General features: G+C 59.6%; 12 protein-coding genes. 4 read left to right on the forward strand and 8 right to left on the reverse strand.

Features of this window, described 5'->3' with window-relative positions; translation table 11 throughout:
* Positions 1 to 8: 8 nt before the first annotated feature.
* From PWM43_RS06190 to PWM43_RS06215, 6 genes are all read right to left on the reverse strand, one after another.
* On the reverse strand, positions 9 to 1,244 hold the full coding sequence (locus PWM43_RS06190) for an aminotransferase class V-fold PLP-dependent enzyme (RefSeq protein WP_289841760.1): 1,236 nt from the start codon (positions 1,242 to 1,244) through the stop codon (positions 9 to 11).
* A complete protein-coding gene (gene sufD, locus PWM43_RS06195) occupies positions 1,244 to 2,473 on the reverse strand; it encodes a Fe-S cluster assembly protein SufD (protein ID WP_289841673.1) in 1,230 nt (409 codons plus the stop codon). Before sufD ends, PWM43_RS06190 begins: the two co-directional genes overlap by 1 nt.
* Positions 2,470 to 3,240 (reverse strand): Fe-S cluster assembly ATPase SufC, encoded by a 771-nt coding sequence (gene sufC / locus PWM43_RS06200; protein ID WP_289841674.1) that lies wholly within the window; start codon positions 3,238 to 3,240, stop codon positions 2,470 to 2,472. Before sufC ends, sufD begins: the two co-directional genes overlap by 4 nt.
* Before the next feature lie 13 nt (positions 3,241 to 3,253).
* Complete coding sequence (gene sufB / locus PWM43_RS06205; protein ID WP_289841675.1) at positions 3,254 to 4,741, reverse strand: Fe-S cluster assembly protein SufB; 1,488 nt, start codon at positions 4,739 to 4,741, stop codon at positions 3,254 to 3,256.
* The gene (locus PWM43_RS06210; protein ID WP_289841676.1) at positions 4,741 to 5,211 is read right to left on the reverse strand and encodes an SUF system Fe-S cluster assembly regulator; all 471 of its coding nucleotides are present in this window, start codon (positions 5,209 to 5,211) and stop codon (positions 4,741 to 4,743) included. Before PWM43_RS06210 ends, sufB begins: the two co-directional genes overlap by 1 nt.
* Before the next feature lie 97 nt (positions 5,212 to 5,308).
* Positions 5,309 to 6,655, reverse strand: a complete 1,347-nt coding sequence (locus tag PWM43_RS06215; protein ID WP_289841677.1) for a DUF445 domain-containing protein — start codon at positions 6,653 to 6,655, stop codon at positions 5,309 to 5,311.
* A gap of 143 nt (positions 6,656 to 6,798) precedes the next feature.
* Here PWM43_RS06215 and PWM43_RS06220 point away from each other — a divergent pair, with 143 nt between their 5' ends.
* Positions 6,799 to 9,600, forward strand: coding sequence for a phosphoenolpyruvate carboxylase (locus PWM43_RS06220; RefSeq protein WP_289841678.1), 2,802 nt, complete (start codon positions 6,799 to 6,801; stop codon positions 9,598 to 9,600).
* A 94-nt stretch (positions 9,601 to 9,694) separates the two neighbouring features.
* On the opposite strand, the gene PWM43_RS06225 is transcribed toward PWM43_RS06220, so the two are convergent.
* Both PWM43_RS06225 and PWM43_RS06230 read right to left on the reverse strand, forming a co-directional pair.
* Entirely contained in the window at positions 9,695 to 11,119 is a 1,425-nt protein-coding gene (locus tag PWM43_RS06225) for a pyridoxal phosphate-dependent decarboxylase family protein (RefSeq protein ID WP_289841679.1), read from the reverse strand.
* Between the two features lie 36 nt (positions 11,120 to 11,155).
* Positions 11,156 to 11,974 carry a DUF1217 domain-containing protein gene (locus tag PWM43_RS06230; RefSeq protein WP_289841680.1) on the reverse strand — a complete coding sequence of 273 codons (819 nt, stop codon included), beginning with the start codon at positions 11,972 to 11,974 and terminating at the stop codon, positions 11,156 to 11,158.
* A 181-nt stretch (positions 11,975 to 12,155) separates the two neighbouring features.
* Here PWM43_RS06230 and PWM43_RS06235 point away from each other — a divergent pair, with 181 nt between their 5' ends.
* From PWM43_RS06235 to PWM43_RS06245, 3 genes are all read left to right on the forward strand, one after another.
* Positions 12,156 to 13,622, forward strand: coding sequence for a circularly permuted type 2 ATP-grasp protein (locus tag PWM43_RS06235; RefSeq protein ID WP_289841681.1), 1,467 nt, complete (start codon positions 12,156 to 12,158; stop codon positions 13,620 to 13,622).
* 14 nt (positions 13,623 to 13,636) lie between these two features.
* Positions 13,637 to 14,593 carry an alpha-E domain-containing protein gene (locus tag PWM43_RS06240; RefSeq protein WP_289841682.1) on the forward strand — a complete coding sequence of 319 codons (957 nt, stop codon included), beginning with the start codon at positions 13,637 to 13,639 and terminating at the stop codon, positions 14,591 to 14,593.
* Positions 14,594 to 14,716: 123 nt separating this feature from the next.
* Entirely contained in the window at positions 14,717 to 15,565 is an 849-nt protein-coding gene (locus tag PWM43_RS06245; protein ID WP_289841683.1) for a hypothetical protein, read from the forward strand.
* Positions 15,566 to 15,571: the final 6 nt, after the last annotated feature.

Genomic DNA, 15,571 nt, shown 5'->3' on the forward strand with positions numbered 1-15,571 from the left:
GTCTTTCCTCAAGCCAGAATTGCGTGAGCGCGCTTGAGACCGTGCACCAACGCATCGATTTCTTCGCATGTCGTATAGACAGCAAAGCTTGCGCGCGCGGTGGCCGTTAACCCCAGACGGTGAATCAAAGGCTCCGCGCAGTGTTGTCCAGCTCGGATCGCAATACCCTGCTGATCGAGCAGGGTCGCCAGATCATGCGGATGCGCGCCTTCGCATAGGAACGAGATGACGCCGCCACGATGACGGGGCCGACCGACTATCCGCACAAATTCGAGTTCACGCAGTCTCCCGAGCGCATAGCCCGTAACCGTGGCCTCGTGGTCTCCAATCTCCGTCATGCCGATACGACGCATAAAAGACAAAGCCGCGCCCAGGCCAATGGCCTCAACGATCGCCGGTGTCCCCGCCTCGAACTTGTTGGGCAGGTCCGCCCATGTCGTTCGCTCGAAAGTGACGTTTCGGATCATGTCTCCCCCTCCGAGAAAGGGCGGCATGGCGTCGAGCAGTTCGGCTTTTCCCCATAAAAGGCCGATCCCGGTCGGGCCGTAGAGTTTGTGGCCTGTGCATACGAAGAAATCCGCGTCGAGCGCTACGACATCCGTCGCCGCATGAACGGCGGATTGTGAACCGTCGATCAGCACCCGTGCGCCATATCGATGGGCAATGCCCGCCAATGTCCTGACCGGTGTAATCGTGCCGAGAACGTTCGACATATGGGTGATCGCGACAAGGGCGACCCTGCCATCTTCAAGCAGCCGCTCGTAAGCATCGACGTCGATGTCGCCGTCATCGGTGATAGGCGCGACGCGCAGTTCAATTCCGGCCCGGTCGCGCAGCATCTGCCACGGTACAATGTTGGCGTGATGCTCCAATTCCGAAATCAGGACGGCTTGCCCGGGCTTCATCAGGCTGCCGAAACTATGCGCGACGAGGTTGATGCCTTCCGTGCTGTTGCGCACGAAAATGACTTCGCGGCGGTCCGGGGCTCCCAAGAAGCGCGCGGCTTCGCTGCGCGCGGCTTCATAGGCCTCGGTCGTGCGTTCGCTCATCCAGTGGAGGCCGCGATGAATATTCGCGTATTGATGGCGCATCGTGTCCGCCATAGCCTCGATCACGCAATCAGGCTTCTGCGCCGAAGCCGCGCTGTCGAGAAATACAAGCGGCTTGCCATGCACGGTTTCCTTCAGAATAGGAAATTGCGCACGAACCTGCGTCACATCGAACGACGTCGTCATCACATCCATCAGTTCACCTGTTTCGCCCACCAGGCATCCACCCGCGCGTCCAGCCAGCTCCGCAGCCCCTCATCGACGATGAGATCCAGGGCATCTCCGAGAAAGGCCCGGACCAGAATGGCCTTGGCTTCGATCTCGGGAATGCCGCGAGACCGCAGATAGAAAAGCTGCTCGTCATCCAAAGCGCCGATCGTGGCGCCATGGCTGCATTTCACATCATCCGCGTAAATCTCAAGCTCAGGCTTGCTGTCGATCTGGGCCCTGTCGGATAACAGAAGCGCCTGATTCATCTGGTAGCCGTCCGTCTTCTGCGCAATGCGCTCGACTTCGATTTTACCTTGGAAAACCGCATGCGCCGCGTCCGTGATGACATTTTTGACCGTCTGCCGCGAGTTGCAGTGCGGGGCTGCGTGCGTGATACGTGATGTCAGGTCGGCGTGGCGTTCTCCGTCAAGGATCTGCGCCGCGTTGACGTGTACGTTGCCATGCAGACCACGCATCGCACACCGGACTTCATGACGCGCCAGACGCCCACCGAGCGTCAGCGTGAAGCTGTCATAGGTGCCCTCCTCCGCGACATTGCCCTCGACAAAAGCAAGATGGAAAGACGTATCGCTGTCGGCTTGCAGCTTGACGTGACGAACTGACGCCGCTTTGGACACATCAAATCGCAGGACCGGGTTCGACAGATAAGTGCCCTGACCGGCATGGATTTCGAGCAACGTCAGTCGAGCGCCTGGCGCGAGCGCGATCTCGTGACGCAAATGCGTCGAGATCGGGTGTTCAGCGGATGAGAGGCTGACGATCGCCAGATTGCCGGCATCGACGCCTTCGGGGACATGGAAACGGACGCCGCCGCGGCCCAGAGCCGCATTCAGCACCGTCAGCGGATGTGTTTCCGCCGATACGGCTTCACGCTCCACGACCGTAACGCCAGCGGGAAGGCTGGAAAGAGACGGCATGAAAAAGCCGTTCACAAAAACGACGCGCGGTCCGTCGGTCAGATCGGGAACGAGGTTTCGCAGCAGTTCTTGCGCGTCAACCTCCCCGAGCGGCGTCGCCTCGGCAAAGTCTAGATCCTCGAGAACCCGGAGCGACGTATAATGCCACGCTTCGATGCCGCGATGCGGCAGCCCTTCGCTCTTCAGGACAGGCAGGGCAGCGCTCTTCCCGGCACGCTTCAGAAAGCTCTGAAGGGCGCGTGTTTCGGTTTTTTTCGCGATGGCGCCGCTGCTCATGCCGCCGCCTCGAGATATTTGGCATAGCCCTGCGCCTCAAGCTGGCGCGCAACCTCGGGGCCTCCGCTATGAATGATGCGTCCCTTGGCCATGACATGCACACGGTCTGGCTGGATGTAATCCAGCAGTCGCTGATGGTGGGTAATCACGAGCGCCGAGAAATCCGGTCCGCGCAAGCTGTTGACACCATCGGCAACCACTCGAAGGGCGTCGATATCGAGACCGCTATCCGTCTCGTCGAGGATGGCGAATTTGGGCGCCAGCATACGCATCTGGAGTACTTCATTACGCTTTTTCTCGCCGCCCGAGAAACCGACATTCACGTTGCGCTTGAGCATCTCGTCAGACATGTGCAGCCGCTTCGTTTCGGCTCTCACGGTTTTGAGGAACGCGACGGCATCCAGTTCATCCTCACCGCGAGCGCGCCGCACAGCATTGACGGCCGTGCGCAGAAAATTTGCATTGTTCACGCCCGGGAGTTCCACCGGGCTCTGGAAAGCCAGAAATACGCCTGCCGCCGCACGCTCGTCCGGGCTCATGGCCAGAAGATCCTGCCCGTCAAATGCGACTGACCCATCGGTGACTTCATAGTCGTCGCGCCCCGCCAGAACGTAGGACAGCGTCGATTTTCCAGACCCGTTCGGTCCCATGATCGCATGGACCTGACCTTTGGGTATCTCCAGATCGAGGCCACGAAGAATAGGTTTCGGGAGGCCATTGTCGTCGATCTGCGCGCAAAGGCCGGAAATTTTCATAAAATCATTCATAAACAAAGCCTTATTAACCGACGCTACCTTCGAGGCTTAATTGCAGCAGCTTCTGCGCCTCTACGGCGAATTCCATCGGAAGCTCTTTGAGAACATCCTTGCAGAACCCATTGACAATCAAGCCAACAGCGTCCTCTTCCGACAACCCGCGCGAACGACAGTAAAACAGCTGATCCTCGGAAATCTTCGAGGTCGTCGCTTCATGCTCGACCCGCGCCGTCATATTGCGGCTCTCGATGTACGGAACCGTGTGGGCACCGCACTGATCGCCGATCAGAAGGCTGTCACACTGCGTGAAATTCCGTGCATTGCGCGCTTTGGGCATCATCCGCACCAGCCCGCGATATGTGCTGTCTGAACGTCCCGCGGAAATGGTCTTCGCGATGATCGTGGAGCGCGTGTTCGCCCCCAGATGGATCATCTTCGTTCCCGTATCGGCCTGCTGGCGATTGTTGGTGACCGCAACCGAATAGAACTCCCCGACCGACCCTTCTCCCGCCAGAATACAGGACGGATATTTCCAGGTGATCGCCGAGCCGGTTTCGACCTGGGTCCAGGAAATGCGGGCATTTCTGCCGCGGCATGCGCCCCGCTTCGTCACGAAGTTGTAAATGCCGCCACGACCGTTTTCGTCACCGGGATACCAGTTCTGCACGGTTGAATATTTGATGCTCGCATCATCCATGGCGACCAGTTCGACGACGGCCGCATGGAGCTGGTTCTCGTCACGCATGGGGGCCGTGCAACCTTCGAGATAGGAGACGGACGCCCCATCCTCACAGATGATCAATGTCCGTTCAAACTGCCCCGTATTGCGGGCATTGATACGGAAATATGTGGACAACTCCATGGGGCAGCGAACCCCCTTCGGCACGAAGACGAAGGAGCCATCCGTGAAAACCGCCGAGTTCAGAGCCGCGAAGAAATTGTCGCCCACCGGCACGACACTGCCGAGATATTTCTGAACAAGCTCAGGATGCTCGCGGATGGCATCCGAAATCGGGCAGAAGATGACCCCGGCTTCCTCGAGCGTCTTGCGAAAGGTCGTCACCACGGAAACGCTGTCGAAGACCGCGTCGACGGCCACGGGCATGCGGACGTCTCCCTCCGGCGCCTCGACCCCGGCAAGCATGGCCTGCTCGTGGAGAGGAATGCCGAGCTTCTCATAGGTGCGAAGCAGTTCCGGATCGACTTCCTCAAGGCTTTTCGGTCCCGGCTTCTTCTTGGGCTGGGCGAAATAATGCGCATCCTGATAGTCGATCGGCGGATAATGCGGCTTCTGCCAGCTCGGCTCTTCCATCTTCTGCCAGGCACGGAAGGCCTTGAGCCGCCAGTCGAGCATCCATGCGGGTTCTGCCTTGCGCTCCGAGATCAACCGGACCGTATCTTCGTTCAGCCCCTTTGGCGCGATATCCATCTCGATATCGGTCTCGAAGCCCCATTTGTAAGTCGATGCACCTAGGGTTTCGACGGCATCACGTGTTTCCGTTACGGCTGGCATCAGATCTCCTTCCCCGCGCACAGATTTTGTCCCGCGCAGCCACTCGCAGCACGCCCGGACCGGGAGCGCACCATATCCGCGAGTGAAATTGCCTCGAGTGCTTCCAGGATGGCGTCGTTCACGGGATCCCACTGACCCGATAGTGCACAGAGCCCCTGGGCATCACACCCCTTCATGTCCCCGGCGCGGTTTTCAACGCACGCGGTGATGGCGATCGGCCCATCGACGGACTGGATAACCGCGGCGACCGATATTTCATCCAACGGACGGGCGAGCTGGTATCCGCCGCGCGCACCTCGATGGGACGCGATCAGACGATCGGCTGCCAGCCCCTTGAGGAGCTTGGCCACGGTGGGTTCCGGGACACCGGTCTCGGCCGATAGCAGAGTTGCCGTGGCCAGACCGTCATGCCGGCCCAGTTGCACCAGCAGAACCGTCGCGTAATCAGCAAGTTTTGACAGCCTGAGCATCAAGCGTCCCTTCGAATGCGCATCCAAGACATCAACAAATCCATATCAGACTTGTAAAGTCCTGATTGGCAGGACATGCGCCCTCTCGTTTCTCACGTCAAGGCATGACGCCGAAAAACCCCCGGGAAAGAACTTCCAGGGCGGCACCGGCAAGGAAGCCGACGAGCGTGCCATTGACGCGGATATACTGGAGGTCGGGTCCGACACGCTGCTCCAGTCGCTCCGAAAACTCTCTCTCATCCCAACCGCGTGTCACGGAGGAAATATAGTGAGACAGTTTCTCGCGAGCCATCGGGAGCATTTTCCTGACGCAGACATTGGCGCCGCGCACAATCTTGTGACGTAGTGCCGTGTCATCGGCGATCTCATCGGCAAGACGCGCGATGGAGACTGCGATGACCGTCTCACTCCATCCGTCGCCACGTGCCAGGTCTTTCAGAAGCATGTCACGCAGCCGAGCCCACAATTCGCCGCTCCAGGCCCGCAGACTTTCGTGTTGCAAGACGTTCGTAAAGGCTTCCACCAGATTGCCGCGATGCTCGGGATCACGTTCGACACGGTCGATCGCCTTGCGCGCCCAGCGTGTAAAGCCTTCTCGTACTACCGAATCGGATGGATCGACGCGGGACAATTCCGTGTTGATCGCGTCGAGCACGCGACTGGCAACGGATCCGCCAATCGCCCAACTGACCATCCGCCCCCCCTGTTCACGCACGCGGGCTTCAATGAACTGCCGCAGCGCCGGCTCCTTCTCGTGCAACCCCGACTTCAGGGATTCCAGCAGAACCGTCAGGACTTCCTGATGAAGCTCGGTATCCACAAGCGCGCGCAGGGATCGCGCGACGAGACGCGCCGTGTCTTCTCCCTGAAGCAGCACCGGAAGGGCGCGCTCGATAGCCAGCGATGCCTTTCCGTCCTCGAGAACAGAAATGATCGGAGGCATCATCTGTCGGATCGTGCGCCCAAGCGCGGCGGTATTGGCCGGGTCACGCAATGTCCGCGCCAGCCATTGTGGGAGATCGATCCGGTCGATCGCCCGCTCGATCTCGTGATCGGTGAAGAATTGCGTGGAGATGAAACGCCCAAGAGCGTCACCCAGGCGATCTTTCTGACGCGGCAGGATCGCCGTATGCGGAATGGGCAAGCCAAGCGGATGCCGGAAAAGAGCGGTCACGGCGAACCAGTCCGCCAGCCCGCCGACGACGCCTGCCCGCCCTCCGGCTCTCAGGATCTGCCAAAGGGCATTATCCTCGACAATACGCCAGGCCGGGAGGGCCGTCGCCATCCCCACCAGGCCGACCATGCCCACCAGCAGGCCGTTGGCCAGGCGTCGCGAGGACACATAGGCAGCAGCCCGACGTTCGTCCCGACCCGCCTGTGCCGCCAATGGCTCCGTGGAATTCCCATGTTTGGAGACGGGGGACTGTTCATGCAAAGCAGACATCGCATTGCCGATAGCATCACGTTATCGCGCTGTCGCGCACTCATCGCGCGGAAGCGATTGCGTCCGTGCGCTACTCCATGAAAAATATAGGAGGAGCATTCGATCCTTCCGACCCTGACACCTAACTGACGCGTGAGGCGCCCTTGCCTGATTCTCTTCCCGATCGGCCCGATCTTCAAAGCGAGACTCAGGCGCTTTGCGAGCGCATGCGCGGCTTTGAAGAAGCTGCCGCCGGTCGTCGTGGCCTTTCCGATCCCGTCCAGGCCATGGGCGCCGACATTGCCAACAGCCTTCGGCATGGCCAGATGCCGATTGACGCGCTCGAAGCGACCGTGCGGCATCTTCGAGATGCAGAGCTGCGCACGCGCGCCATGCGTCTTCGCGATTATCTCGGACTGAACACGGCATTGTCCCCGGAGGAACGTCTCGAGGCCGCGGCCGGGCGTCTCGTTGCGGCACACCGCACGCCTCTGGCGCTTGCCGATACGTTGTCACGCCCGGCTTTTTCAGCAGTCTTTACCGCCCATCCGACCTTTGCTCTGTCGGATCGCGTTTATCGCGCGATGGAAGCGATCGCCGACGACCCGACCCATCCGCTTCCGGAATGGCCGACGCATCGCCGCAACCGTCCTCCGACCCTCGATGACGAACTGTCCCTGTCTCTCGCAGCCATCCAGCGGGGTCGAGACGCGCTCGACCTTTATAATACGGCCATTTTTCGCGAGGCCGGACGACGCTGGCCAGGTACAATTCTCGCGCCTTCTCCCATCACGATGGCAACCTGGGTCGGGTTCGACACTGATGGTCGCAGTGACATCATGTGGTGGGATACCCTCCGGATCCGCCTGACACTGAAGCGACTGCACCTTGAGCGCTTGCAGCAGCAGATTCAGCCTCTCCTGAGCAGCGAGAGTCCACTTGCGGTTCAAGTTGCAGCGGCCATCGACGCCGTCAGGGTTCAGGAAGACGCCGCGCCGCATCACGACAAGACGGATCCGCAAAATATCGCTGCCTTTGCGTCGACCCTGGTGTCACGCCGTGATGACGCTTTGACGGATGCAGCGATGCTGCTTCCGGCGTTTGAAACGGCCATTGCGACCGTGGACCATGCGGCGCGTACTCCGCTTCTGGCCGCGCGCGCGGCATTCCTGGCTCATGGGCTGGGGCTCGCACATATCCATACGCGCCTGAACGCGACCCAGATCTATAACGCCGCGCGCCAGCGGCTGGGGATCGAGGATGATCCGGCGATTCCGGCCCATCGTCGCGTGGTGCTTTCGCAGATCAACGACGCGCTTGACGAAGGTGTCACGCTGGATGTCGATTTCGGCGCCATGCTGATCGAACAGTCGTCTGCCGCGCGTCTGATGATGACGATGGCGCAGATCCTCAAGCATATCGACGCCTCGACACCGATCCGCTTTCTGGTCGCCGAAACGGAAAGCGGCTTCACGCTGCTGGCAACGCTATGGCTCGCGCGACTTTTCGGCATCCGCGATCAGCAGATTGAAATCTCCCCGCTTTTCGAAACACAATCGGCTCTCGAGCACGGAGAAACCATTCTCGAGGAAGCGTTCCGCTCGTCTCACTGGCGGGATTATCTACGCGCCAATGGAAAGCTATGTCTTCAGTTCGGGTATTCGGATTCAGGCCGTTACATCGGGCAATTGGCGGCCACCAACCTCGTCGAACGACTGCGTCTCAAGGCTCTGGCGCTTCTCAGAAAACATCGGATGGAAGAGCTGGAAGTCGTCTTTTTTGACACGCATGGCGAAAGCATAGGTCGAGGAAGCCATCCGTTCTCGCTCGCCGCGCGACTGGAATATTTCTCCCCGCCCCAGACGGCCGCCCAATTCCTCGACGCGGGCGTGCGAGTGCGCGAAGAAAGCGCTTTTCAGGGCGCGGATGGATACGCGCTTTTCGGCACGCGTCGTCTTGCCGAAGCCACGATCGCCACGATCGCCGAGCACACATTGCGGGATCTTTCGAAGCTTTCCGCAGATCCGATTTACGATGATCCGGATTTCTCGGCGGACTTCTTCTCGACGATCGCTCTCTCGATGTCATCGCTCGTCGCGGATCCAGGTTACGCGGCCCTTCTCGGTGCGTTCGGACCAGCCCTGATCGACAAGTCCGGATCCCGTCCCTCCGCCCGTCAGACGGAAGGCGCTCTCGTGGCACGCATCACGCATCCGGGTCAGCTACGCGCCATACCGAACAACGCGATCCTGCAGCAGCTCGGTTACTGGGCCAATGTCCTGCATGGGCTGGGAGAGGCCGCGTCGCGCCATACGGATGGCTTCGAGATCAATCTGGCTTCCAGCCGCCGCTTCAATCTCGCACTGGACTTCGCGCGGCAGGCTCTCGCGCATTCCGACCTCGACGCTTTGCGCGCCACCGTTCAGCTTCTCGATCCAGGCACATGGCTCGATCGCGCCGCGAACGCGACGACTGACGAAGCCCGGCGTCGCTTCATGCAGCTTTCGAAGTCTCTGGAAGGACTGGCATTCTGGACGCGACTGCCCGCCATGTCCCGCCGTCTTCAGGCCGATCATCTTCGCCTCAGAATGGTATGGCCAGAAGCGCCGCACATGCGCGCCGAAGAACGTGTGCTGCATGCCATCCGTACGGCACTCATCGAGCGCATATGGCTGCTTGCGATGCGCGTGCCCTATTTCAGTCCTCGCGATAATATCTCCCGCGAGACGATGACCGCCATGATCCTTCGTCTCGATGTCGAGGTCGCGATCGAACACCTGAAGCGAATTTTCCCGTTATCGGGGGCGGATATCGCGGAGGTGGACTTCCACGAACCCGTTGGTCAACGCGATAATCAGGGATTTCGCCGCGAACATGACGAGATTTTCGAGCCCATGCTCCGACTGTTCGCCCTGCTTCGCGAGGTAGGTATCGCGATCACGCATGCTAATGGCTCGTTTGGCTGACGTTGAAACCATGTGTCGGGTCTGGAGCGGCCCGGCATGAAAGCTTCCGGGCAAAACAGACATATCTCTCGCCCAGCGACGCGCTGGAGCCGCGTCAGGTGGTTCTTGCGGAAATGCGTTTTCGAGCGAGATGGACGATCTCGCTCAGCATTCCGTCGATATGATCCCGAGTCGTCCGGTGATTGACGATCGCGGCGCGAATAGCGAGTCGTCCCTGAATACGTGTCGTGGAAGGCGCGGCGACGCCGCTTTCCTGAAGGTCCTTCACCAGTTCCGCGACTTCGGAATCCTGTATATCCCTCAACGTGAAACATACGATGTTCAGACCGACCGGCGCGAGGAGTACGAACCGGCTGTCCTGCTCGACGCGCTCGGCAAGATAGGCCGCGACAGCACATGTGTTGTCGATCATGGCGCCCAGACGCTCGGTCCCATAATGAGCCAGCGTCATCCAAACTTTGAGCGCACGAAAGCCGCGGGAAAGATCGGGACCAAAGTCACAGAACCATGGTGCGTTGGCTGCCATTCCCCGGTCTTCGCGCTTGAGATAGTCGAGGCTCTGGGCAAACGCCTGAGCATGCAGATGGGGATGACGGACGATCGCGCAGCCAGCATCGTAAGGAACCTGTCCCCATTTGTGAAAGTCCACAGCTAGGCTATCGGCGCGCTCCATGCCGACGAGCAGCGGGTTCAGGCCTTTGCTGAGGCGGCCGAGCGCTCCGAACGCTCCGTCCACGTGAAACCAGAGACTTTCGCGCTGCGTCAGATCGGCAATGGCCGTGAGATCGTCAATGGCACCGCAATCCACTGTGCCGGCGGTTCCGACGACGAGAAAGGGCTGCATACCGCCTGCCCGGTCTTGCGAGATCTGTGCGGCAAGAAGGTCGACGCGCATGCGATGTTCGTCATCTGTCGGAATAAGGCGCAGGGCGTCGCTCCCCAGCCCAGCAAGATCAAACGCGCGGGAAACGCATCCATGGGCGCCCCTGGAGGCATATCCCACAAGCCGCCGTGAGCCGACGCCTTCGCGACGAAGGGCAAGCTTGTAGGCACGACTCGCTGTAATCACCCCGATGAAATTTGCCAGAGAGGAGCCTGTGACAAGCACGCCGGATGCTGTCGTCGGGAAGCCGACGATGTCCGCGGTCCAGCGAATGACCTGCCGCTCGACTTCGACAGCGGCATGATCCCGGCCGCCACAGTTATCGTTGATCCCGGCCGCCATCAGTTCCGCAAGAATACCGATCGGCGTTCCTGCTCCCTGAACCCATCCCATGAAGCCCGGATGCTGATTGCCGTTGTGATAAGGCAGAATTGATGACTGGAAGCGCTCGTAGAGCGCGCGGGCATCCGTTCCCTCTGATCCCAGGTCACCGGAGAACCGGGCACGTTCGGCTTCCGGCATTGGCCGCCATACGGGTCCCTCTCCCATATGTTCGGCACGGTCAAAGATATCATCGATGATCCGGTGCCCTAACGCCCTCAGATCTGAAAAGTCTTTAGGGTCCAGTCCCGCCATGCCTGCGCCTCCATTGCGAAGGCTGCGGATATTGCGTCAGGTCAACGCCGAGAACAATGATCCTGTCGACGAAGTGCTCGAAGATGTGAAAAGGCTGAGGATGCCCTGATTTTCGCCGTTCGCGCCGTAGAGGGACAGGAGCGTCGCGGGCTTCGTGGTGGTGTCGGGATGAATCTGCAACGTGGCGAGGTAGCGCTCCGCATACCGCTTGATCCCGTCCGCCGTCGAAAAATCTTTTAGATCGACTTTTGGCTGCAGCAGCCGGACCTGCTGATCATAATCGAGCGCTCCGAATTGCGTCGGATCAAAACCTGAGACCGTCTCGACCACCTTCAACAGCTTTGGATCCGACATGATGCCCGCAAGCGATGTTTTGGATGTCATGGACCGGGTGAAATAAAGAGCGGTGCCAAGACCTGGCGTTTCGTCGTCCGCATGAGTCTCGAACTGGCTGGTCAGATACGAGGTCGACATCGTATTGACGGTATCGGACGAAGACAGGGGCGATGGTGACCAACTGGAAAATGCGGTCGCGAGCTTGAGCCACGAGGCGTTGCCGGAACTTTTTGCCAGAGATTTGGGGGATGTCGGGTCCTGTGTCAGGAGTTGTTTGACGACAGCTTTCTGATCGATCAGCGAGGATAGTCCGAACGATCCCAGAACGACTTTGAGAGAGCCGTAATTGTTCAGAAGATCCTGTGCGGAGTTGATCGACCGCGCGGACTTCTGGAATGCGGCGATCTCGCGCTGAACGGTTGGCGTTTCCTTGACGTAGTTATCGACCGATGTGGTTTCGTCACGAACCATCGTCAGATACTGCGGTACCGCAGCCGACGCTATTCCGCTGATAGACATGGTCAGACCTCTCAAAACCCGATGCTACGAATACCATCATGCATCCAAAACCTTAATGTTACGTTAAACCCTCATAACCGGTTGACGCGTCTGATGCGTCGGCCCAGTCTTCGTTTCATCATCACAACATCAGGCGCTTGTGCTGACAGGAATTTGCGGGCGTTGGGGAGAACGTTGACGGATGAAAACAGATAAAGGTTCAGATACGGTCCCCTTGTTCGACGGCTACAGGCACGGCGGCTTTTTCTGTGAACTGACGAATGATCACGGAGCGAAAGATAACGATGCCGCAACCGTCATAAGGGACCGGCTGGCCGGGATGACATCCGGCGTCCTCACCGAGCGCGCGCGCTCCGCTGAAGCTGAACTCTATAATCTCGGCATTACCTTTACCGTCTATACCGAGCGGACCTCGATCGATCGTATCCTGCCCTTCGATCTTATCCCCCGTGTCATTTCGAATCCAGAATGGGTCTGCCTGGAACTCGGGTTACGACAGAGGGTTACGGCCCTCAACCGGTTTCTCTCTGATATCTATCAGGATCAGGAAATCATTCGCGACGGCGTTATCCCGGCGGATCTGGTTCTGAAAAATCCCAACTTCTGTCGCGCCATGATCGGTTTTCGACCGGCAAGCGGCACTTACATCCATATTTGCGGGACGGATATCGTCCGCGACGACAGTGGCCGCTTTCTAGTGCTCGAAGACAATGCGCGCACGCCGTCAGGCGTCAGTTACGTCATCGAGAACCGCCGCATGATGCGACGATGCATGCCCGATCTGATCGCGGATCTGGATGTCGCTCCTGTTGAGGAATACGGGGGCAATCTGCGCCGCATCCTGGCTGAAGTCGCGCCTGAGGGGATATCTGCCCCCCAGATCGTTCTCCTTTCCCCGGGGACATATAATTCGGCTTACTTCGAACATGTATTTCTCGCCCGGGAAATGGGCGTGCCTCTGGTGGAAGGACGCGATCTGCGCGTTCTGAACGACCGTGTCTATATGCGGACGACGGCAGGCCTGCAGCCCGTCCATACGATCTACCGCCGCATTGACGACGCGTTTCTCGACCCCGAGGCCTTCCGTCCTGAAAGCATGCTGGGTGTTCCGGGTCTCATGCGCGCCTATCAGGCCGGACACGTGACACTGGCGAACGCGGTCGGAACAGGCGTGGCGGACGACAAGGCGATCTACGCGTATGTGCCGCGCATGATCCGTTATTATCTCGGCGAGGAACCGGTTCTCGAGAACGTGGAAACGCATATCTGCGCGGAGCCGGAAGCGCTTGCGTTCACGCTCGACAATATTGAAAATCTCGTTGTCAAACCTGTCGGAGAGTCTGGCGGATACGGCATGATCATCGGGCCGCACGCCACAGCCGCCGAGAGAGACGCCTTTCGCGACAAGCTACGTGACGATCCGGCCAATTACATCAGCCAGCCTGTTCTGCGGCTCTCGACGAGCCCGACGCTCTGCGGTTCCAGAGTCGAAGCGCGGCATGTGGATCTGCGCCCGTTTACCCTGACCGGGAAGTCGAGCTGGGTTCTCCCCGGCGCCCTGTCGCGTGTCGCCATCCGGGAAGGATCGCTCGTGGTCAATTCCTCGCAGGGCGGCGGCTCCAAGGATACGTGGGTCATGGCATCATGAGCGGAGGCGAAACGATGAACGGACCCGTCCTGCTCTCACGCTATGCCGAGAACATGCTCTGGCTGGCCCGATACATGGAGCGGATTGAAAATCTGGCCCGGCTGATCGACGTGAACGAAACCTTCGTTCGCCTGCGGACCGTCATGAACGGGTGGCAGTGTATTCTCGACATCAATACGGATTCGGACACCTATTTCCTGCGGCATGAGAAGATCAACGGAAGAGAAGTTCTGTCGTTCTACGTTCTGGATCGTGACAATCCCAATTCCATCATCAGCATGGCGTTGGCGGCCCGCGAGAACGCCCGCGCGCTTCGGCCGATCATCCCGACGGAGATGTGGACGCATCTCAACGTTTTCACCAACTTCGTCCGCGACCTGACACTCGCCGATATCGCGATCAATCATGTCTCCTCCCTGTGCGCCCGTATCAAGGAAGGATGCCAGACCCATGCGGGGATCATGGAAGGCACGCTCTTCCGGGACCAAGCATGGCTCTTCCATCAGATCGGCAAACATATTGAGCGTGGGGACCAGATCACACGCCTCATCGATATCAAATATCAGGCGCTCCTGCCCGAACCCGCGATGACCGGTTCTGAAATCGATGCAAGCCAATGGACCGCCGTTCTGCGCTCGGCCGCCGGCTATCACGCTTTTCGGCGCCTTTTCCCCAACGATCTAACCCCGGCGAGCGTGGTCGGCTTTCTGCTCAAGAGCCACGGCTTTCCCCGCTCTCTCGCCACATCGCTGCGTCAGGCGCATCACGCGGTGCATCTGCTGCGCAGCGACTATGGTTTCCGGGACGCAAGCGAGGGGCTGGAGCACGTCGAAAACCTCCGGAATCTCGTCACGGGCGTACCCACGGAAGAGATCATCCTCGCGGGTCTTCATGAATTTCTCGATGGCGTGCAGGACGGTCTCGCCTCGACATATAACGCCATCGCCAGGACCTTCTGGCCATTCGACTGATCGAGATTGCAGTCGATCCTGAGAAGTCCCATCTTCACTGGCATGAAACGCGCATTTCTCATCAGTCCGATTCTTTTTGCCTCGTCTCTCTGTTTCTCCTTCGGGGCGCAAGGCGCCACCACTTTGCCGGAGTCATGCCTGACGAGTGCCGCCGGGCTTGAAACCGCAAGGCACGGCGCTCTGACGCTTGAGAATTATGCGGCTCGACTAAGCGCCGACGGATCGCAACTGAACGTCACCGACGCGACCCTGACGGACGGCAGGAAGATTCTCGACAACGCGGCTCTCAATGACGCCAATGCTTTCGGGGCTCTCGGCGCCCTCGTTCTGCTTCGCGGCAAAACGCCCGCCGCGTGCGACACAGACGGCTCACACGCGGCGCTTCGCTCCATTGCGAAGGAAATCGCGCATGGGGCGCAGCCCGAACTTGTCTGGCATGGCGCGAAACTGGCCCGAAGCGGACACGGCTATCTGGCCAAAACCGTTCACGTCCGCTTTGCCTCCGTCAGCGGGAAACCGGATCGCATCCGTATCACGATGGACGCTTCCGGTATCTCCGCGCTGGACGGAACTGCGGCCCCGCAGGATGCCTCCGCAGATATTGACCTGCCGCTTCGGGCGCTGTCCGACGCGGCTTCGGGTGCGACGAACGTGCCGCTCGTGGCGTCCGGAGAGACACTGACCGTCAACAAGGTGCATGCTGCTTACGGACAAAGCAGCCTGGACGGTCACGGTTATATCCAGTCCGGGTCGAGCTGGCGCGACTCCGTCAGTCGCATGCATCTCGAAATCGGACATATGGCCGATCTGTTATCCGCTGTCCGCGCCCATACCTCAGCCGGAGTGACGACGGCGCTGGCCATGGCCCAGTTCATGGCTCATCGGGATGGAGACAAGGTGAGCTGGGACGTCGGATTGAACAACGGCGTCGTGGACGTCAATAACGTTCCTCTGCCCGTGACCCTGCCCTGACCGCAT

The sequence above is a fragment of the Brytella acorum genome (assembly GCF_029309905.1).
Taxonomy (GTDB): domain Bacteria; phylum Pseudomonadota; class Alphaproteobacteria; order Acetobacterales; family Acetobacteraceae; genus Brytella; species Brytella acorum.